The organism is Streptomyces coeruleofuscus (assembly GCF_039532725.1).
Taxonomy (GTDB): Bacteria; Actinomycetota; Actinomycetes; order Streptomycetales; family Streptomycetaceae; genus Streptomyces; species Streptomyces coeruleofuscus.
Window position 1 is genome coordinate 176,389 of the sequence record NZ_BAAASE010000007.1, and the last position, 19,834, is coordinate 196,222.

Here is a 19,834-nt window from a genome sequence, read left to right on the forward strand (position 1 = left end):
GGTCGGGCGCCGGGTGCGGGTGGGAGCCGTGCGGGCGGTTTCGTGGGTCGGGCGCCGGGTGCGGGTGGGAGCCGTGCGGGCGGTTTCGTGGGTCGGGCGCCGGGTGCGGGTGGGAGCCGTGCGGGCGGTTTCGTGGGTCGGGCGCCGGGTGCGGGTGGGAGCCGTGCGGGCGGTCTCGTGGGCTGAGCCCCGGGCGCGGGCGAAGGCCGGGATGCGGCATCCGAAGCCGGTACTGGTCGCCGGGGCGGCTGCGGGCCGCGGTCGTCGCTGCCGAGGGGAACCACGCGGGCGGCTTCGCGGGCCGAGCCCGGCGCGGCGGAGGCCATGTGGACGACTTCAGGGGCCGAGCCCCGGGCCGGGCCGTTGCGACGTGTTTCCCCGTACGGAAGTACCTCCTCCCGCATCCGGTCGTTGGGCTATTCGGGCGCGCCCGCCCCGCGCCCCGGAGGACAGCCCATGCGCACGCCGCCCCTCGCCTCAGGCCCCGAAGGCCCCCACGCCCTGCGGCCGTTGCTCGACACGGTGCTCCGAGCTCTGGACGACGGCGCCCGGGCCCGAGGCGGGCCGCTGCCGGCGGGCGGCCCGGACGCCGTCGCGGCGCGGCTGCGGGAGGCGGTGGGGGAAGCCCTGCCCGACCAGGGCGACCCGCACGCCCTGCGCACCCTGGTCCGCGCGTTCGCCGAGGGCGCCGCCGACCCGGCACACCCCCTGTGCGCCGCACACCTCCACTGCCCGCCCCTCGCCCTCGCCGCAGCCGCCGACCTCGCGGCCTCCGCCCTCAACCCGTCCCTGGACTCCTGGGACCAGGCCCCGGCGGCGTCGGAACTGGAGGCGCTGGTCGCGGCAGCGCTGGCCGCCGAGGTCTACGGGGCCGGGGGAGACGCGGGCACCGGACCCGACTCCCTGATCACCACCGGCGGCACCGAGTCCAACCAGCTCGCCCTCCTCCTCGCGCGGGAGGCGTACGGCGGGTCCGTGCGGCTGGTGTGCGGGGCGAACGCCCACCACTCGCTGGCCCGGGCCGCCTGGCTGCTCGGACTGCCCGAACCCGTCGTCGTACCCGCCCCGGCCGGCACGCTCCACCCCGCCGCGCTCGACGAAGCCCTCTCCCGACTGCCCGGCCCGCTGCTCGTAGCCGCCACCGCAGGCACCACCGACGCCGGACTCATCGACCCCCTGCCCGACATCGCCGCCCGCTGCGCGACCCACCGCGCCCGGCTGCACATCGACGCCGCCTACGGCGGAGGCCTCCTCTTCAGCGACCGCCACCGCCCCCGGCTCGCCGGGCTCGACACCGCCGACACCGTCACCCTCGACCTGCACAAACTCGGCTGGCAGCCGGTCGCCGCGGGCCTCCTGGCCGTCAAGGACCCCCGCGACCTCACCGCCCTGCGGCACCGCGCCGACTACCTCAACGCCGCCGACGACACCGAGGCCGGCCTGCCGGACCTGCTCGGCCGGTCCCTGCGCACCACCCGCCGCCCCGACGTCCTCAAACTCGCCGTCACCCTCAAGACCCTCGGCCGCGACGGCCTCGGCACGCTGGTCGACCGAGTCTGCGCCCGCGCCCGGGACTTCGCCGCCCTCGTCGAGGAGCACCCCGGCTTCGAACTCCACGCCCGGCCCGTCATCAGCACCGTCCTGTTCCGGCCCGCGGGCGCCGGCGACGCCACCGTGGCCGCCGTACGCCGCGCGCTCCTCACCGACGGCCGCGCCGTCCTCGGCCGGGCCCGCCTCGACGGCCGGCTCTGGCTCAAGGCCACCCTCCTCAACCCCGCCACCGGGCCCGACGACCTGGCCGCGCTGCTCCACCTCGTCACAGCGCGGCAAGCGACACTCGTGGAAGGACACACCCCCCGATGAATCCCGCGCCGAGCCCCCAGCCGCACGAACCGAACCCCGCCCGGGCCACCTGGCCCCAGCACCCCTACCCGCACCCCCACCACGAGCCCGACGCACCCCGCGACCTGGTCGGCATCGGCATCGGCCCGTTCAACCTGTCCCTCGCCGCGCTCGCCCAGCCCCTCGGCGAACTCGACACCGCCTTCTACGAGCAGCGCCCCGCCTTCGGCTGGCACTCCGGCCTGCTCATCGAGGGCGCGACCATCCAGGTGCCGTTCCTCGCCGACCTGGTGAGCCTCGCCGACCCCACCAGCCCCTGGACCTTCCTCAACTACCTCAGGTCCCGCGAGCGGCTCTTCCCCTTCTACTTCGCCGAGCGCCTCCACATCCAGCGCGCCGAGTACGACGCCTACTGCCGCTGGGTCGGCGAGAGCCTCCCCGGCCTCCACTTCGGCCACCAGGTCGACGCCGTCCGCTGGAACGCCGAACGCGACCTCTTCGAGGTCGACTTCACCCAGCTCGACGCCGACGGAGAAGCGGAGGCCCTCGGCCGCACGTACACGCGGAACGTCGTCCTCGGCATCGGCACCGAGCCCTACGTCCCCGACCCCCTCAAACCCCTCGTCGAGGCCCCCGGCGTCCCCGTCGTGCACGCCGCCGACTACCTCGACCACCGCGACGCCCTGCTCGCCGCCGAGCACGTCACGGTCGTGGGCATCGGACAGTCCGGCGCCGAGATCTTCCTCGACCTGCTGCGGGGCAGGCCAGCCGGGCGCGAGAAGCTCCACTGGCTGGGCCGCACCGAGGCCTTCGCGCCCATGGAGTACTCCAAGCTCGGCCTGGAGCACTTCACCCCCGACCACACCCGCTACTTCCACGCACTGCCCGAGCCCGCCCGCGACCGGCTCCTCGCCGGACAGTGGCAGCTGCACCAGGGCATCGACACCGCCACCATCACCGCCATCCACGACGAGCTGTACCGCCGCACCCTGCACGGCGGCTGGCCCGACGCCGTCCTCACCCCCGGCGTCCGCGTCCGCACGGCCGGACGCGTCGCGACGACCAAGGTGGAACTGCACCTGGAACACGGCCGGCAGGACAGCCGCTCCCGCCTCACCACCGACGCCGTCGTCCTCGCCACCGGCTACCGAGAACGCCCCCTCGACCGCATCCTCGCCGGCCTCGACCCCTACATGCGCCGCGACAGCCAGGACCGCCCGCGCATCGACGAGGACTACCGCCTCGTCCTCGACCCGTCCGTCACCGGCACGGTGTACGTCCAGAACGCCGAGACCCACACACACGGCGTCGGCGCCCCGGACCTCGGCCTCGCCGCCTGGCGCAGCGCGATCATCCTCAACTCCCTGACGGGCAGGGAGGCGTACGCGCTCCCGCGCCGTACCGCCTTCACCACCTTCGGCCTCACCCAGCGGCAGCAGGTCCCGCCGCCCCGTGAGGCACCGGCACTGACCCCGCTCGTCGACGACCGAAGGTGACGAAGCATCCGGCTCAGAAGACGGGCGTGCCGTTCCGCGTCAGCTTCCAGTCCACCGCCGCGAACCCGGCCGGATCGATGGCCCCCTTCGCCTTCACCCAGGCGATCATGGTGTTGCGGATCTCGTCCGAGTTCGACCACAGCAACGGGGCGGCGGCCACATGCGGGAAGTTGCCGCCGCCGTTGGCCCGGTAATTGTTCACCGCGAACACGAACTTCGCGTCGTCCGCGAGCGGCTGCCCCTCGAACCGCACGTTCGTCACCCGCGAACCGGCCGGCTTCGCGATGTCGATCTCGTACGAAAGACCGCTCACCACGTCGTAGTTGTAGTCCGGCGTGCCGTTCGCGTTCGTCAGCTTCGCCGGATCCACCGCAGTACCCGGCGCCGTCTGCACGAAGTAGTTCGCCGAGAACTCCAGGTACGCCTTCATCTGCGCACCCGTCATCAGACGCGCCTCCAGCGTGTTCTCGAAGACGTACAGACCCGCCACGTCCCGGATCGTCACCTCGCCCGCCGGGATCCGGGCGGACCGCGAGAAGCACGCCGCCTGCGACAGCACCGGCAGCGCGGCGTGCTCCGTGCCCGCCAGGGCCTGCTTCACCGTGTCCGCCTGGATGTGGTTGATCAGATCGATGATCGGCACGTCCTTGTACGGCGCCTCGGACGACGTCATCTCCGCCGCGTTCGTGCCGATGACCTGGTTGACGTACGCCACGACCTTCTCGTGCTCGTCCGACAGCAGCCGCACGATCTTCGGGTCCTCCTCCACCGTGTTGGAGTTCAGGACCTGCGCGCCCACCTTCTCGACCGTCCAGCGGCCCTTGTCCCACACCAGCTCGAAGTCGAAGAGCGTCAGCCGCTGACCCCACTTCAGCGGCTCCGACAGCACGACCCGCTTGCCGGTCTCCTTGTTGGTGACGAAGTACTCGGGGATCTCCGTGTGCGCGTGCCCGACCAGGATCGCGTCGATGCCCGGCACCTGCTCGGCCACCAGCCCGGCCGCGTTCTCGATGTACGGCAACTGGTCACCGTAGGACGACGTCCCCGACGAACCGCTGTGCGCCGACACGATGACGACGTCCGCGCCCATCGACCGCAGCTTCGGCACCCACTTCGCCGCCTGCTCCTCCAGACCCGGGAACGTCATCTTCCCCTGCACGTTCGCCTTGTCCCAGATCGCGATGCCCGGGTTGGTCAGACCCAGCACCGCCACCTTCACATCCCGCCCGCACGGCGTGCGCAGCCGGTGCATGCTGTACGGCGCGAACGCCGGCCGCAGCGTCTTCGCGTCCAGCGCGTTCGCGCCCAGCAGCGGGAAACGGCACTGCTGCTCGAACTTCCGCAGCACCGGAATGCCGTAGTTGAACTCGTGGTTGCCGAGCGCCGCCGCGTCGTAGCCCATGGCGTTCATGGCCTGCGCCATCGGGTGCACCGGGCCGCCCTCGGCCGTGATCGGGTCGACCTTCGCGTAGTAGTACGACAACTGGGTGCCCTGGATGGTGTCGCCCGCGTCGATCAGCAGCGTGTTGCGGCGGCCCTTCTCCTCACGGACGCGGTTCACCAGGGTCGAGACCTTGGCGAGACCGATGTCGTTGTGGTCCTTGTCGTCGAACTCCTTGTCCGTGAAGTAGTCCCAGTTGAAGACGTTGCCGTGCAGGTCCGTCGTCCCCAGCACGGTGAAGGCGTACCGCTTCGCGCCCCGCTTGTCCTCGCGCGCCTCGGCCGCCTGCGCACCCGGCGCCCCGACCGCACCGGCCAGCGCCACCCCCGCCCCGGTCACGGCGGACTTCTCCAGGAACTTCCGGCGGTTCAACGGCATGTCTGGCTCCTCGCGGAATCTGTGAACGACGCGCGTAGATAACGCGCGTAGATTCTGACCCGGACATGACCGGCAGCAACAGTCCCGCCAGGTTGCGATCTGATGACTCGACCCGCCCGTTCCACGCCTGTGGCCAGCCAAGACATGACAGAGTGGGGCGTATGACCGCGCCCACGTCAGACGCCCCCACACCCGCCGTTCCCTACGGCACACCCGACGCCCCCCGCATCGCCGTCCGCGGCGAGGCCCGCCTCGAAGTCGACCCCGAGATCGCCCGCATAGGCATCACCGTCGCCGCCCGCGGCCGCGACCGCCGCTCCGCCCTCGACGACCTCACCCACCGCAACGCCGGAGTCCTCGACCTCGTCAAGGCCTACGGCGACGCCGTCGAACGCCTGGAGACCGGCGCCTTCTCCATCACCCCCGAACTCACCAAACACGGCCGCGGCGAACGCGTCCGCACCTACCACGGCACCGTCCACGTCACCGCCGAACTCACCGACTTCACCGCCCTCGGCGAACTCACCACCCGCCTCGCCGACCTCGAACTCACCCGCGTCGACGGCCCCTGGTGGGCCCTGCGCCCCGACTCGCCCGCCCACCGCGAAGCCCGCAAGAAGGCCGTACGGGAAGCCGTCCAGCGCGCCCGCGAGTACGCCGAGGCACTTGGAACCACCCTCTCCGCCCTGGTCGAACTCGCCGACATCGGCGCCGAGAACGCCACGCCGGCCTACCCTCAGGCCCCCGGCCGCGCGCGCTCCGCCGCCTTCGGCGCCGCCGCCGAGAACGCCCCGGCACCACCCCTCGACCTCGAACCCCAGCGCCAGCGGGTCCACGCCCAGATCAACGCCCGTTTCACCATGGTGCCGCCGCGGCTCTGACCGGCCATTCCGAAAGCCCGACCGAATTCCACGGGGTGCTCATGCGCTCATCGGAGCACCCCGCCGCACAATTCAACACTTGTCAATAACGCTTCACTCAAAGTCTGTTGAGTAGTCATGCGCGACCAATTCTCTACCAGCCGGTAACTCATAGGCTCAGACCATGCGCCGAGCAAAGATCGTCTGCACCCTAGGACCCGCCACCGACTCGTACGACCAGATCAAAGCCCTGGTCGACGCCGGAATGGACGTAGCCCGATTCAACCTCAGCCACGGCAGCCACGCCGAACACGAGGAGCGCTACCAACGGGTACGCAAGGCCGCAGACGAAACCGGCCGCAGCGTCGGAATCCTCGCCGACCTTCAAGGCCCGAAAATCCGACTCGGCCGCTTCACCGAAGGCCCCGTACTCCTTGAACGCGGCGACACCTTCACCATCACCGCCGAAGAAGGCGTCGAAGGCGACCGCAACACCTGCGGCACCACCTACGCCGGCCTCGCCGACGACGTCACCACCGGCGAACGCATCCTCGTCGACGACGGCAAGGTCTGCCTCGAGGTCACCGACGTCGACGGCCCCCGCGTCCACACCACGGTCGTCGAGGGCGGCGTCATCTCCGACCACAAGGGCCTCAACCTCCCCGGCGTCGCCGTCTCCGTCCCCGCCCTCTCCAAGAAGGACGAGGACGACCTCCGCTGGGCCCTGCGCACCGGCGCCGACGTCATCGCCCTCTCCTTCGTCCGCACCGGCCGCGACATCCAGGACGTCCACCGCATCATGGACGAGGAAGGCCGCCGGCTCCCCGTCATCGCCAAAGTCGAAAAACCCCAGGCCGTGGAGAACATCGACGACATCGTCGCCGCATTCGACGGCATCATGGTCGCCCGCGGAGACCTCGGCGTCGAAATGCCACTGGAACAAGTCCCTATCGTCCAGAAACGCGCCATCAAACTGGCGAAACGCAACGCCAAACCGGTCATCGTCGCCACACAGATGCTCGACTCGATGATCGACAACGCCCGCCCGACCCGCGCGGAGGCCTCCGACGTCGCCAACGCGGTCATCGACGGCACGGACGCGGTGATGCTCTCCGGCGAGACCAGCGTCGGCAAACACGCGATCGAAACGGTCCGCACAATGGCGCGCATCGTCGAAGCCGCCGAGGAAGACATCCTGGCCAAGGGCCTCCCGCCCCTCACGGAACGCAACAAACCCCGCACCCAAGGCGGCGCGGTAGCCCGAGCGGCAGCGGAAATGGGCGACTTCCTCGGCGCCCGCTTCCTGGTCGCCTTCACCCAGTCCGGCGACACAGCCCGCCGCCTCTCCCGCTACCGCTCCCCGATCCCCCTCCTCGCCTTCACCCCCGACCAGGCGACGCGCTCCCAGCTCAGCCTCACCTGGGGCGTGGAGACATTCCTCGGCCCGCAGGTCGGGTCGACGGACGCGATGGTCGACCAGGTCGACGAACTGCTGCTCCGCTACGGACGCTGCCAGAAGGGCGACACGGTCGTCATCACGGCGGGCTCGCCCCCCGGCGTCTCCGGCTCGACGAACATGGTCCGCGTCCACCACATCGGCGAGGACGACAGCCCGAAGTAGGGCGTCGCGTCGTCAGTACTTGGGTCCTACGTGGGCGTCCATGAGGGCTACGGAGGCTTTGCGGGCGATCGAGATGTTACGTGTGTTCGCCTGCTTCCACTCGACGCCGACCTGGTCGAGGGCGGTGGTAAAAAGCCGGATGATGTCGGCCGATAGGTTGGTGAAGAAGTACCGGGGATATTCGTAGCGCTTCCGCTCACCGCCCACGAGACGGGTCGTCCAGTTGGTGATCCGGCAGCCGTCGGAGTGGATGAGGCCACGGATGAATTCCCAGGGGTGGGCATCGACGCTTTCTTGCTGCCAGGGTTCGAGGGCGATCCGACGTTCGTGCTTCTTGCCGGGGCCGTGCTGGGGGAAGAGGCGCGGCCAGTGCTGGCTGTAACTGACCACTGATACGTAACCTTGGGCCTGGGTGCGATAGGCACACCCGGTTGGGTTGATGGCTCGCACGGCGAGTTCGCAGGCGTCGATCAGGCCAGGCCATGAGTTCGCGCAGGCGATCCGCAGGTAGTAGCCGTTGCCTCGAGGGTGGCCGCTGATGCAACCATCGCCGAGATAGAGGCCAAGTACGTAGGCGTACGCGCATTGGTCGGCAGGGGGGCCGGGGTCTGGAGGCGCCGATCGGGGCAGCGGCTCGAGGCGGTCCCTCCAGGAGCGGATCGCGGCCCGCGAGATGCCTGTCTCACGGCTCACCGAGTTCAGGCTACGGCCCTGGGCCACCAGTGCGAGGGCTCGTCTGCGTGTGCTGATGTCGTACACGGATCCACTGTGGAAGGGCCAACCCGACGACACACAGCAAAAAGTGGATGTTCACGAGAACGTGGACACCCACTTATGAACGGTGACCTTGGAAACCAAGGAAAAGTGCCCCGGGTCGGACTCGAACCGACACTGTATGGGTTTTGAATCCATTGCCTGCTGCCAATTGGGCTACCGGGGCCCGGTGAATCCAAGGTTGACCTCGACCCACTGCCTGACCACCATACCGCAGCTAGGTACGCTCTTGGGAGCAGTACCGGCCTGCCCCGTACCAAGGAGCCCACGTGAGCGCCCCCGAGTCGCCCCAGCCTGTTGACGTGCCTGATGAGGACAACTCGCACGTGCCTCCGATGACGACCCGGGTCGTCATCGCCGAGGACGAGGCCCTGATCCGGCTCGATCTCAAAGAGATGCTGGAGGAGGAGGGGTACACCGTCGTCGGTGAGGCCGGGGACGGGGAGCAGGCCGTGGAGCTGGCCCGTGAGCACCGGCCCGACCTGGTGATCCTGGACGTGAAGATGCCGAAGCTGGACGGCATCTCCGCGGCCGAGAAGATCGCTGAGGAGAGCATCGCGCCGGTGCTGATGCTGACCGCCTTCTCGCAGCGCGACCTCGTGGAGCGGGCCCGGGACGCCGGTGCGATGGCGTACCTGGTGAAGCCGTTCAGCAAGGCCGACGTCGTGCCGGCGATCGAGATGGCCGTCTCGCGGTTCACGGAGCTGAAGGAGCTGGAGAAGGAGGTCGCGGACCTCACGCTGCGGCTGGAGACGCGGAAGCTGGTGGACCGGGCGAAGTCCATCCTCCAGACGGAGTACGGGCTGACCGAGCCCGCCGCGTTCCGGTGGATCCAGAAGACGTCGATGGACCGGCGGATGTCGATGCAGCAGGTCGCGGAGGCCGTCATCCAGGACGCCGAGGAGAAGAAGGCCGACAAGGGCTGAGAACAGCAGAACAAGAGGCCCGCCCCTTTCGACAGGGGCGGGCCTCTTCGTGTGCGGGCCGGACCTCAGTCCTCGCCGAGGTACGCCTTGCGTACCGACTCGTCGTGCAGCAGGTCCTGCCCCGTCCCGGAGAGGACGACGTTGCCGACCTCCATGACGTGGCCCTGGTCGGCGAGCGAGAGCGCCGCCTGGGCGTTCTGCTCGACGAGCAGGATGGTCGTGCCCTGGGACTTCAGCTCCGAGATCGTCGCCATGATCTTCTGCATCATGATCGGGGAGAGGCCCATGGAGGGCTCGTCGAGCATGAGGAGCTTGGGCTGGGACATCAGGGCGCGGCCCATGGCGAGCATCTGCTGTTCGCCGCCGGAGAGGGTTCCGGCGGCCTGCTTCCTGCGTTCCCCGAGGATGGGGAAGAGGTCGTAGGCCCGCTGGATGTCCTTCTCGATGCCTTCCTTGTCTTTGCGGAGGAACGCGCCGAGCTGGAGGTTCTCCGCGATGGTGAGGCGGGGGAAGATGTGCCGGCCTTCGGGGGAGTGGGCGAGGCCGAGGGCGACGATCTTGTGGGCGGGGACCCCGTTGAGGGGCTTGCCGTCGAAGAGGATCTTCCCGGACGTCGGCTTCAGCAGACCCGACAGCGTGCGCAGCGTGGTCGTCTTGCCGGCGCCGTTGGTGCCGATGAGGGTGACGACCTGGCCGGCCTCGACGCTGAAGGAGATGCCTTTGACGGCTTCGATCTTGCCGTAGGAGACCCGGAGGTCCTCGACCTCGAGGAGTGCGGTCACTTGGCTTCTCCCTTGGTGCTGCTGGTGGTGCTGGGCGACGCTTCCGCGGCGGCTTCGGCGGCCTCGACCTCGGCGGCTTCGGCCTCGCCGGGGTCGCCTTCGAACGGCTCGCCGAGGTACGCGGCGATGACGCGCTCGTCGGCCTGGACGACGTCGGAGGTGCCTTCGACGAGCTTCTCGCCCTGGACGAGGACGGCGACGCGGTCGGAGAGGTTGAAGACGAAGCGCATGTCGTGCTCGATGAGGAGGACGGCGATGCCCTTGTCGCGGATGGCGAAGACGAGTTCCTCGGTGGCCCGCGTCTCCTGGGGGTTCATGCCGGCGGTGGGCTCGTCGAGGAGCAGCAGGCCGGGCTCGGAGGCCATGGCGCGTGCGATCTCGAGCTTGCGCTGTTCGCCGTAGGGGAGGTTGCGGGCGAGGTGGTCGCGCTTGTGGGCGAGGCCGATGAACTCGAGGAGTTCCATGGCGCGTTCCTCGCTGGCGCGTTCGGCCTTCTTGAAGCCGGGGCCGCGCAGGAGGGCGGACCAGAGGCCTTCCTTGGTCCGGGTGTGGCGGCCGACGAGGACGTTCTCCAGGACCGTCATGTTGGCGAACAGGCGGATGTTCTGGAAGGTCCGGGCGATGCCGGCCTGGGTGACCAGGTGGGGCTTGGGCGGGAGCACGGTGCCCTTGTAGGAGACGGTGCCCTCGGTGGGGACGTACAGGCCGGTCAGGCAGTTGAAGAAGGTGGTCTTGCCGGCGCCGTTGGGGCCGATGAGGCCGACGATCTCGCCGGCGTTGACCGTGAAGTCGACGGAGCGGACGGCGGTGAGGCCGCCGAAGCGCATCGTGACGCCGCGGGCTTCGAGTACAGGTGTCGTCATGATGGTTACGCCCCCGCCTTGGTGACGGCCGGTTCGTCGGTCAGCGTGGTTTGTTTGGGTACGTCGAGTTGGCCGGTCTCGTGGAATTCGAGCTGGCGCCGGCGGTTGGCGATGATGCCTTCGGGGCGGAAGCGCATCAGCAGGATGAGCGCGATGCCGAAGGCGAGGAGCGACTTGTCCTGGAGGAAGACGAGCTTCTCGGGGAGCAGGTAGAGCAGGGCCGCGCCGAGGAGCGGTCCGGCGACCGTGCCCATGCCGCCGAGGACGACCGCGGCCAGGAGGAACGCGGAGTTGGGCGGGGTGGAGCCGGCGAACTGGTACGGCGTGGGGACCACGCTGTAGGTGACGTGGGCGCTGACGGTGCCGGCGAGGCCGGCGAGGGCGGCGCCGAGGGCGAAGGCGACGAGCTTGACGCGGAAGCCGTTGATGCCCATGGCGGTCGCGGCGGTCTCGTCCTCGCGGATGGCGATCCAGGAGCGGCCGATGCGGGAGTCGGCGGCGCGGGTGTAGACGAGGACGACGATGGCCATGATGAGGACCATCAGCAGGTAGTAGTTGGCGAACCGGCCGAGGGTGAATCCGCCGATGTCGTGGGCCTGGCCGAAGTTGAAGCCGAGGAGGTTCAGGTCGGGGATGTTGGAGATGCCGTTGGGCCCGTTGGTGACGTCGGGGCCGGAGTCGCCGTCCATGTTGTTGACGGCGATGCGGAAGATCTCGCCGAAGCCGAGGGTGACGATGGCGAGGTAGTCGCCGCGCAGCCGCAGGGTCGGGGCGCCGATGAGGACGCCGAAGACGAGGGAGGCGGCGGCGCCGGCCAGGGCGGAGGCCCAGAAGGGCAGGTGGACGCCGGAGATGGTGGAGAACTCGGAGCCGGAGACGAGGGCGGCGGTGTAGGCGCCGACGCCGAGGAAGGCGACGTATCCGAGGTCGAGGAGTCCGGCGAGGCCGACGACGATGTTGAGGCCGAGGGCGACCGTCCCGAAGATCAGGATGTTGACGCCGATGTTGGCGTAGTGGTCGTCGGTCTGGGTGAAGGGGAAGGCGATGGCCGCGGCGAAGCCCATGGCGAGCGTGAAGCTGCGGTTGGCGGCGACCAGTGCGGAGAAGCGGTCGAGCAGGCCGGCGGTGTGGATCGCCCACATGGCGAAGGTGACGACGAAGAGGTAGCCGACGAAGAGTTGGCCGTACTCGGTGTCGATGCCGTAGGTGAAGACGCCGAGGCCGATGACGGTGACGGCGGTGATCACGGCCCGCTGGACCCAGCCGCTGGTGGCCTGGGGTGCGGGGATGCGGTCGGGCTTGGCGATGTAGGCCTTGAGGGCTTCCTTGGTGCCGTCGCCGCCGGTCCGCTCCTGCGGGAGCGCGAAGGCACCGAGGACGGGCAGGAGGGAGGCGATGGCCGCGATCCAGCCTCCGGGTTCGAGGTTGACGACACCGCCGAGTTCGACGCTGATGGCGATGACCGTGAACCAGGTGACGGTGAAGCCGCCGAGTGCGGTGAGCGCGAGGGGTGCGTTGTTGCGGGCGGGCAGCAGCCAGCCGAGGCCGCGGACGCCGTAGGAGGCGAGCGCGAACAGTGCGGTGAGGACTCCGGCGGTGAAGGTGAGCCACTGAAGGCCGCCGGGGTAGCCGTTGATGGTGAGGTCGCCGGGGAACTCGTCGGTCCAGGTCCAGGCGAGGAACGCGGAGGCCGCGGTGGCGATGCCGCCGGCGAGCAGGAGGGCGCGGGCGGCCGCCGCGGGCAGCGGTATGAGGCCGCGGAGTGCGGGCGGGGTGGGCATGGCGTCCGGGGCGGGGGTCTTGGTCGTCTCGGTCATGTGATCACGCCCTGTCCGCGACGCGCTCGCCGAGCAGGCCCTGTGGCCTGAAGAGGAGCACGAGGATGAGGAGGCAGAAGGCCCACACGTTGGCCCAGCTCTGGCCGCCGAGCTGCTGCATGCCGGGGATCTCGTCGATGTAGGCGGAGGCGAGGGTCTCGGCGATGCCGAGGACGACGCCGCCGAGCATGGCGCCGTAGATGTTGCCGATGCCGCCGAGGACGGCCGCGGTGAACGCCTTGAGGCCCATGAGGAAGCCCATGCGGTAGTCGACGTTGCCGTACTTGAGTCCGTAGGCGACGGCCGCGACGGCGGCGAAGAAGCCGCCGATGGCGAAGGCGATGACGATGATGCGGTTGGTGTCGATGCCCATCAGCTGCGCGGTGTCGGGGTCCTGCGCGGTGGCCTGCATGGCGCGGCCGGTGCGGCTGCGGCGCACGAAGAAGGCGAGGGCGGCCATGCAGATGACGGCGGCGAGGATGAGGAAGATGTCGGCGTCCTTGATGGTGATGGAGCCGATGTCGTGGGTGGCGTCGAGGCCGGGGAAGGCGCGGGCGCGGTCGGCGCCGGGGTAGAAGTTGCGCACGACCTCCTGGAGTGCCAGGGAGAGGCCGATGGCTGTGATGAGCGGTGCCAGTCGTGGTGCTCCGCGCAGTGGCCGGTAGGCGAACCGTTCCGCTCCGACGGCGATGAGGATGGCCACGAGGGCGCCGCCGATGAGCATCAGGGGTACGGCGAGGGCCATCGAGGTGCCGTCGGGGAGGATGTAGAAGTAGACCGTGAGGGCGCCGAACGCTCCGGTCATGAAGATCTCGCCGTGCGCGAAGTTGATGAGCTGGACGATGCCGTACACCATCGTGTAACCGATGGCTATCAGCCCGTACATCGAGCCGAGAAGCAGCCCGTTGGCCAGCTGCTGCGGCAGGGTGTTCACCGCATGGCCTCCATGTCGCTGGTGGTCGTGTGCACTGGATGCGTGCGTGGTCGCGTGCTGTGGGGGTGTGAAAACGGGCCGCGCGGTCGGGGTCGTCCTCCCGCGCGGCCCGTGGTGCTGCGTACTGGGGGGCCGGAACTACTGGAGGTCGGCCGTGCCGGTCTCCACGGCCTTCCAGGCACCCTTCTCGACCTGGTACACCGTCAGCTGCTTGTTGGTGGTGTCGCCGTACTGGTCGAAGGAGACCTTGCCGGTGAGGCCTTCGAAGTCGGACTTCTGGACGCCGTCGACGACCTTGGAGCGCAGGTCGTTGATGTCGCTGGGAACCTTGCCGCCGTTGGCGTCGGCCGCGGCCTTGACGGCCTTGATGATGGCCGTGGTGGCGTCGTAGGCGTAGGCGCCGTAGGCGCCGTAGTCGCCCTTGTAACCCTTGTCCTTGTACGTCTGGATGAACTGCTTGGCCGCGGGCAGGGTGTCGGCGGGGACACCGATCGCGGTGACGAGGTCACCCTCGGCGGGCTTGCCGGCGGCCTCGATGTAGGTGGAGGCGAACATGCCGTCGCCGCCGAACAGCGGGATCTTGACGCCGGCGTCCTTGAGCTGCTTGGTGATCAGCGCGGACTCGTCGTACTGGCCGCCGTAGTACAGCAGGTCGGCACCGGAGTTCTTGATCTTCGTGACGAGGGAGCCGAAGTCCTTGTCGCCGGTGTTGACGTGGTCGGTGGCCACGACCTTTCCGCCGAGCTTCTTGAACTGCTCGTTGAAGATCTTCGCGAGACCGGCGCCGTAGGTCTGCTTGTCGTCGACGACGAAGGCCTTCTTCTTCTTGAGGCCGTTGTACGCGTAGCCGGCCGCGAAGCTGCCCTGCAGCTCGTCGGTGGTGGCGGTGCGGAAGTACGTCTTGAACGGGCGCTTCTTGTCCGTCTGCCAGTTCTTGCCCTGGGTCAGCTCGGGGGCGGTGTTCGCGGGGGAGATCTGGACCATGTTGGCCGAGGCGAAGACCTGCTGCATCGTCTGGGCGACGCCGGAGTTCAGCGGGCCGACGGCGCCGACGACGGTCTTGTCGCCGGTGAGGCTGGTGGCGTTGGACTGGCCGGTGGCGGGCTGCGCCTTGTCGTCCAGGGCCCTGAGCTTGAATTTCACGCCCGGGACCCAGTTGTTCTTGTTGGCGTCGTCGACGGCGATCTGAGCGCCGTACTGAATGCCGAGGCCGGTGGTGGAGTTCTCACCGGACAGGGGCGCGTCCACGCCGATGGTCAGCGTGGTGCCGTCGCCGCTGTCTCCGCTCTTACCGCTGTCGTCTCGGGAGCCGCAGGCGGTGAGAGTCAGAGCTCCGGTCGTAAGAACGGAGGTAAGAATCACCAAGGAACGCTGTCGCACGATCAGTCCTTTCACAGGCAGGCCCGCCCTGATCGGGGGGTGAGTGCCGCGCTGGTACCGAACTCCCGATGGAGCGGTGACTGGCCGTGACTCTAAGCCCGTGTGGAGGCAGGGTCAGCGGCGTGGGCTGGCTTGTGACTTTCTTGTTATGACGCGGTGGATGCCCGGCTTCGGTGGTGGGCAGTCTCGGTGGGTTTGGGAGGTTTTCTCCGAAGTCCGCATTCTGAGAACGCGCACTTCCGGTTGGCCTTGGCCGAGATCATGCGGTGGCCGGGGCGCGTGCGGCGTGAACGAGTCCGGAAAGGCCCCGGGCGCGGGCACGCCAGAAGACGGAACTGTGCTGCTGTATTGCGCGCGCGTTACGGAGCGTTACGCAGAGAGAGGGGTGGCCGGCATCCCGGGGGAGTTCCGGGCCATCGGAAACGGCTGTTCCGACGGTGAGGCTCCGGGGCGCGCCGGCCGGGCCGGTCGGGCCGGTCACGGCCGGGACCGGGCGTCGGGGTGAGGGCGCCTGCCGCATCACTGCCGCCGCCATCGCCACCGCGGACACCTTGACGCCTGCTGCGTGTCGCCGAGGTGACAGCGAGGCGCAGCAGCCGGCAGGCCGGTTGGTCGGGCCTGGCGCAGCGGCGTGCCACTGGCGTCGTAACTCCCCTCTCGCTCCGCCGAGTTGGAAGAACGGCGATGCCCCGCCGCTCCGGATGGGCCAGGTGCGACGGGGCAGTCGATCACGCCGGGTGGCCGGGTGGCCGGGTGGCCGGGTGGCCGTCGGCGCCCGGTTACGGCAGCTTGACGAACGGCGCCAGGAAGGCTCGGGCGCCGGGGGTGTCCAGTCGGTACGTCACGTTGGTCGCGTAGCAGGGGGAGTCGCCGGTGATGGTGGTGGCGGCGAGGACGGTCCGCCCGCCGATGACGGCGAAGTTGGGGCCGCCCGAATCGCCGTAGCAGGCACCTCCGTTGCCCTGCGGGGCGGTCATCGCCAGACGGGCCCAGGATTCGTTGAGGGCGTTGAAGGTGACGGGTGCCTTCATGCGGACACCGCCGCCGGGGTGGGTCTGGCCGCCGGGGCCGTTGACCGCTTCCTGCGTGCCGTAGCCGGCGACGAACCAGTCGGTGGTGCTCAGGCCCTGCGGGCCGAGCCTGCCGAGCTGGTTCGCGGTGGGCAGGGCGGCCGGGGTGAAGCTCCAGCGGGCCTTGACCTTCGCGGCGGGCAGTTCGACCACCGCGATGTCGTGGGTGTCGGAGGCGGGCCCCGGGTAGTCGGGGTGGGAGTGGGCGGTGCCCGGGACGGCGACGGCGGCGGCCTGCGCGGCCGGGTCGCCCGGGTACTTCTTCGCCGCCGCGTCGAGCCCGGACTGCACGTCCTGGTCCAGGGAGACGTGGAACCGCACGTTGTCGGGCCAGTCGGTGGTGCAGTGCGCGGCGGTCAGGAAGGTGTCCGCGTCGATCATGGTGCCGGAGCAGACCCAGTCGACCCGGTCGGGGGTCGCGGGGTCGCCGTCGTCGTCCCAAGTGGCCACGAGCGCGCCGACCTCGGTGCGTTCGGGTGCGGGTGTGGCGTTGTAGGAGTTGATGGCGGACGACGGCAGCGCGGTGGCGAGCACGGCGGCACCGGCCACGGCGGTGACGGCGAGGGCGCGTACGGAGGTCAAGAGAAACCCTTCTGGGGGTGGGACGGGTCTTCTCCTGTGGGGGGTGGGGCGTCGTCAGTGAAGCGCCCGGGGGCGGTCGCGACAAGAGCGCGCCCGCCCCTCCAGGGTTTTCCCTACGTCGGCCGGCTCCGTCGGCCGGCCCGACGGGGCGTCAGCTCGCGGCGCGGATGAGCTCCTCGTCGCCGGGGTTCACATCGCGCAGCAGACAGGTCAGCCGGGCCGTGCACACCCTTTTGTCGTTTTCGTCGGTTATGACGATTTCGTACGTGGCGGTCGAGCGCCCCCGGTGCACGGGTGTGGCCACACCGGTGACGAGGCCCGAGCGCGCCCCGCGGTGGTGGGTGCAGTTCAGGTCGACGCCCACGGCGATCTTGGAGCTGCCGCCGTGCAGCATCGAGCCGACCGAGCCGAGCGTCTCGGCCAGCACCGCGGAGGCCCCGCCGTGCAGCAGTCCGTAGGGCTGGGTGTTGCCCTCGACCGGCATCGTCCCGACGACCCGGTCCGCCGACGCCTCGACGATCTGGACGCCCATCCGGGTCCCGAGGTGGCCCGCGGAGAACAGGGTCAAGAGGTCCACGCCGAGAGCGGCGTACTCGTCGATGACCTCTTGCGGGAACTTCACGTGCTGCTGTTCGCCCATGGGGCCCGGTCTCCGTTCGTCCAGATCATGCGGTCACCTCTGTGGCTGAGCAAACGCTCAGTCGGTCGCCGATTGTTCCAGACGCACCAGGACGGACTTGCTGGCCGGGGTGTTACTGGTGTCCGCCGTGGCGTCCAGCGGCACCAGCACGTTGGTCTCCGGGTAGTACGCGGCGGCGCAGCCCAGGGCCGTCGGGTAGTGCACGACCCGGAAACCGGGCGCCCTGCGCTCCACGCCGTCCTTCCACTCGCTGACCAGGTCCACGTACGAACCGTCCGCCAGCTTCAGGGCACGCGCGTCCTCGGGGTTGACCAGCACCACCCGGCGGCCGTTCTTGATCCCCCGGTAACGGTCGTCGAGGCCGTAGACCGTGGTGTTGTACTGGTCGTGCGAGCGCAGGGTCTGGAGCAGCAGGCGGCCCTCGGGCAGCTTCGGGTACTCCACGGCTGCGGCGGTGAAGTTGGCCTTGCCGGTGGCCGTGGGGAAGCGGCGTTCGTCGCGCGGGGCGTGCGGGAGCGTGAAGCCGCCGGGGCGGGCCACGCGCGCGTTGAAGTCCTCGAAGCCGGGGATCACGCGCGCGATACGGTCCCGGATCGTCGCGTAGTCCTTCTCGAACTCCTCCCAGGGCGTGGCGCTGTTCTCGCCCAGCACGCGGCGGGCCAGGCGGCAGACGATGGCCGGCTCGGACAGCAGATGCCGGCTCGCGGGCTCCAGCCGCCCACGGGAGGCGTGCACCATGCCCATCGAGTCCTCGACGGTCACGAACTGCTCGCCGCTGCCCTGGAGGTCGCGCTCGGTGCGGCCGAGCGTCGGGAGGATCAGGGCACGCGCGCCCGTGATCACGTGCGAGCGGTTCAGCTTCGTCGACACGTGCACGGTCAGCCGGGCCCGCCGCATGGCCGCTTCGGTGACCTCCGTGTCCGGGGACGCCGAGACGAAGTTGCCGCCCATGGCGAAGAAGACCTTCGCCTCGCCGTCGCGCAGCGCGCGGATGGCCCGTACGACGTCGTAGCCGTGCTCGCGCGGCGGGGCGAAGCCGAACTCCTTCTCCAGGGCGTCCAGGAACGCCGGGGCGGGGCGTTCGAAGATGCCCATCGTGCGGTCGCCCTGCACGTTCGAGTGGCCGCGCACCGGGCAGACGCCCGCGCCCGGGCGGCCGATGTTGCCGCGCAGGAGAAGGAAGTTGACCACTTCCCTGATCGTGGGAACGGAGTGCTTGTGCTGGGTGAGGCCCATCGCCCAGCACACGATGGTCCGCTCGGAGGCCAGGACCATGCCGAGGGCCTTCTCGATGTCGTCCCGGCTCAGGCCGGTCGCCGTGAGCGTCTCGTCCCAGTCGGCGGCGCGGGCGGCCTCGGCGAACTCCTCGTAGCCGTGCGTGTGCTCCCGCACGAACGTCTCGTCGACCGCGCCCTCGGTCTCGACGATCAGCTTGTTGAGGAGGCGGAACAGGGCCTGGTCGCCGCCGATGCGGATCTGGAGGAACAGGTCGTTCAGCGCGGCGCCCTTGAGCATGCCCTGCGGGGTCTGCGGGTTCTTGAAGCGCTCCAGGCCCGCCTCGGGCAGCGGGTTGACGCTGATGATCTTCGCCCCGTTGTCCTTGGCCTTCTCCAGGGCGGACAGCATGCGCGGGTGGTTCGTCCCCGGGTTCTGTCCGGCGACGATGATCAGGTCGGCCTTGTACAGATCCTCCAGCAGGACACTGCCCTTGCCGATGCCGATCGTCTCGGACAGGGCCGAGCCGGACGACTCGTGGCACATGTTCGAGCAGTCGGGCAGGTTGTTCGTGCCGAGCTCGCGGGCGAACAGCTGGTAGAGGAACGCGGCCTCGTTGCTGGTGCGGCCGGAGGTGTAGAAGACGGCCTCGTCGGGGGAGCCGAGGGCGGCGATCTCCTCGGCGACGATGTCGAAGGCGCGCTCCCAGGTGACCGGCTCGTAGTGCGTGCCCCCCTCGGGGAGATACACGGGGTGGGTCAGGCGCCCCTGCTGTCCCAGCCAGTAGCCGCTGCGGCCGAACAGGTCGGCGACCGGGTGCGCGGCGAAGAACTCGGGCGTGACCCGGCGCAGCGTGGCCTCCTCGGCGACGGCCTTCGCGCCGTTCTCGCAGAACTCCGCCTTGTGCCGGTGCTCCGGCTCCGGCCAGGCGCAGCCCGGGCAGTCGAAGCCGTCTTTCTGGTTCACGCTCAGCAGCGTCAGCGCCGTGCGCTTCACACCCATCTGCTGCTGGGCGACTCGCAACGTGTGCCCGATCGCGGGGAGGCCCGCTGCCGCGTGCTTCGGCCCGGCGACCTGCGGCGCGTCCTGTACCGGATCACTCTTGGGCGGCTTGGTCGCCATCGCACGCTCCCCTTCGACTGCACTGTGAGGTACGTCTCCGATCCTCCCACGCTGCGGTGACATCCGGTGAGGGCGGGCGGGGCGGCGTCCG

The 19,834-nt window shown here is 69.7% G+C and carries 15 protein-coding genes and 1 tRNA gene; 5 read left to right on the forward strand and 11 right to left on the reverse strand.

The features are described 5' to 3' along the window. Positions 1-456 precede the first annotated feature (456 nt). Both ABFX81_RS27085 and ABFX81_RS27090 read left to right on the forward strand, forming a co-directional pair. On the forward strand, positions 457-1,863 hold the full coding sequence (locus ABFX81_RS27085) for a pyridoxal phosphate-dependent decarboxylase family protein (protein ID WP_346138796.1): 1,407 nt from the start codon (positions 457-459) through the stop codon (positions 1,861-1,863). Then, positions 1,860-3,338 (forward strand): lysine N(6)-hydroxylase/L-ornithine N(5)-oxygenase family protein, encoded by a 1,479-nt coding sequence (locus ABFX81_RS27090; protein ID WP_346138797.1) that lies wholly within the window; start codon positions 1,860-1,862, stop codon positions 3,336-3,338. The genes ABFX81_RS27085 and ABFX81_RS27090 overlap by 4 nt, the downstream gene beginning before the upstream one ends. Positions 3,339-3,351: 13 nt before the next feature. Here the strand turns inward: ABFX81_RS27090 and ABFX81_RS27095 are convergent, their stop codons facing one another. Then, complete coding sequence (locus ABFX81_RS27095) at positions 3,352-5,157, reverse strand: 5'-nucleotidase C-terminal domain-containing protein (protein ID WP_086848229.1); 1,806 nt, start codon at positions 5,155-5,157, stop codon at positions 3,352-3,354. Between the two features lie 161 nt (positions 5,158-5,318). Here ABFX81_RS27095 and ABFX81_RS27100 point away from each other — a divergent pair, with 161 nt between their 5' ends. Together ABFX81_RS27100 and pyk are read left to right on the forward strand one after the other, a co-directional pair. After that, a complete protein-coding gene (locus ABFX81_RS27100) occupies positions 5,319-6,038 on the forward strand; it encodes an SIMPL domain-containing protein (RefSeq protein ID WP_086848231.1) in 720 nt (239 codons plus the stop codon). A gap of 163 nt (positions 6,039-6,201) precedes the next feature. Beyond that, complete coding sequence (gene pyk / locus ABFX81_RS27105; protein WP_086848233.1) at positions 6,202-7,638, forward strand: pyruvate kinase; 1,437 nt, start codon at positions 6,202-6,204, stop codon at positions 7,636-7,638. Between the two features lie 12 nt (positions 7,639-7,650). Here pyk and ABFX81_RS27110 read toward each other — a convergent pair whose 3' ends face one another. Together ABFX81_RS27110 and ABFX81_RS27115 are read right to left on the reverse strand one after the other, a co-directional pair. After that, positions 7,651-8,397: a helix-turn-helix domain-containing protein gene (locus ABFX81_RS27110; protein WP_086848235.1), complete on the reverse strand. Its 747-nt coding sequence runs from the start codon at positions 8,395-8,397 to the stop codon at positions 7,651-7,653. Between the two features lie 106 nt (positions 8,398-8,503). Next, positions 8,504-8,578, reverse strand: a tRNA-Leu gene (locus tag ABFX81_RS27115). 103 nt (positions 8,579-8,681) lie between these two features. On the opposite strand from ABFX81_RS27115, the gene ABFX81_RS27120 reads away from it, so the two are divergent. Then, positions 8,682-9,338: a response regulator gene (locus ABFX81_RS27120; RefSeq protein ID WP_086848237.1), complete on the forward strand. Its 657-nt coding sequence runs from the start codon at positions 8,682-8,684 to the stop codon at positions 9,336-9,338. A gap of 65 nt (positions 9,339-9,403) precedes the next feature. Here the strand turns inward: ABFX81_RS27120 and ABFX81_RS27125 are convergent, their stop codons facing one another. The 8 genes from ABFX81_RS27125 to ABFX81_RS27160 all read right to left on the reverse strand — a co-directional run bounded on the left by ABFX81_RS27125 (position 9,404) and on the right by ABFX81_RS27160 (position 19,743). Then, positions 9,404-10,120, reverse strand: a complete 717-nt coding sequence (locus ABFX81_RS27125; RefSeq protein WP_059414413.1) for an ABC transporter ATP-binding protein — start codon at positions 10,118-10,120, stop codon at positions 9,404-9,406. Next, complete coding sequence (locus ABFX81_RS27130) at positions 10,117-10,983, reverse strand: ABC transporter ATP-binding protein (RefSeq protein WP_086848239.1); 867 nt, start codon at positions 10,981-10,983, stop codon at positions 10,117-10,119. The genes ABFX81_RS27125 and ABFX81_RS27130 overlap by 4 nt, the downstream gene beginning before the upstream one ends. A 5-nt stretch (positions 10,984-10,988) precedes the next feature. Beyond that, entirely contained in the window at positions 10,989-12,800 is a 1,812-nt protein-coding gene (locus tag ABFX81_RS27135) for a branched-chain amino acid ABC transporter permease (protein ID WP_346138798.1), read from the reverse strand. Between the two features lie 4 nt (positions 12,801-12,804). Further along, entirely contained in the window at positions 12,805-13,734 is a 930-nt protein-coding gene (locus tag ABFX81_RS27140) for a branched-chain amino acid ABC transporter permease (RefSeq protein ID WP_086855523.1), read from the reverse strand. Between the two features lie 138 nt (positions 13,735-13,872). Further along, positions 13,873-15,099 (reverse strand): ABC transporter substrate-binding protein, encoded by a 1,227-nt coding sequence (locus ABFX81_RS27145; RefSeq protein WP_086855522.1) that lies wholly within the window; start codon positions 15,097-15,099, stop codon positions 13,873-13,875. A gap of 794 nt (positions 15,100-15,893) precedes the next feature. Next, positions 15,894-16,766 carry a trypsin-like serine protease gene (locus ABFX81_RS27150; RefSeq protein WP_346138800.1) on the reverse strand — a complete coding sequence of 291 codons (873 nt, stop codon included), beginning with the start codon at positions 16,764-16,766 and terminating at the stop codon, positions 15,894-15,896. Between the two features lie 151 nt (positions 16,767-16,917). Next, entirely contained in the window at positions 16,918-17,406 is a 489-nt protein-coding gene (locus ABFX81_RS27155) for a hotdog fold thioesterase (RefSeq protein WP_086846451.1), read from the reverse strand. A gap of 57 nt (positions 17,407-17,463) precedes the next feature. Further along, positions 17,464-19,743 carry an FdhF/YdeP family oxidoreductase gene (locus tag ABFX81_RS27160; protein ID WP_346138801.1) on the reverse strand — a complete coding sequence of 760 codons (2,280 nt, stop codon included), beginning with the start codon at positions 19,741-19,743 and terminating at the stop codon, positions 17,464-17,466. Between the last annotated feature and the right edge of the window lie 91 nt (positions 19,744-19,834).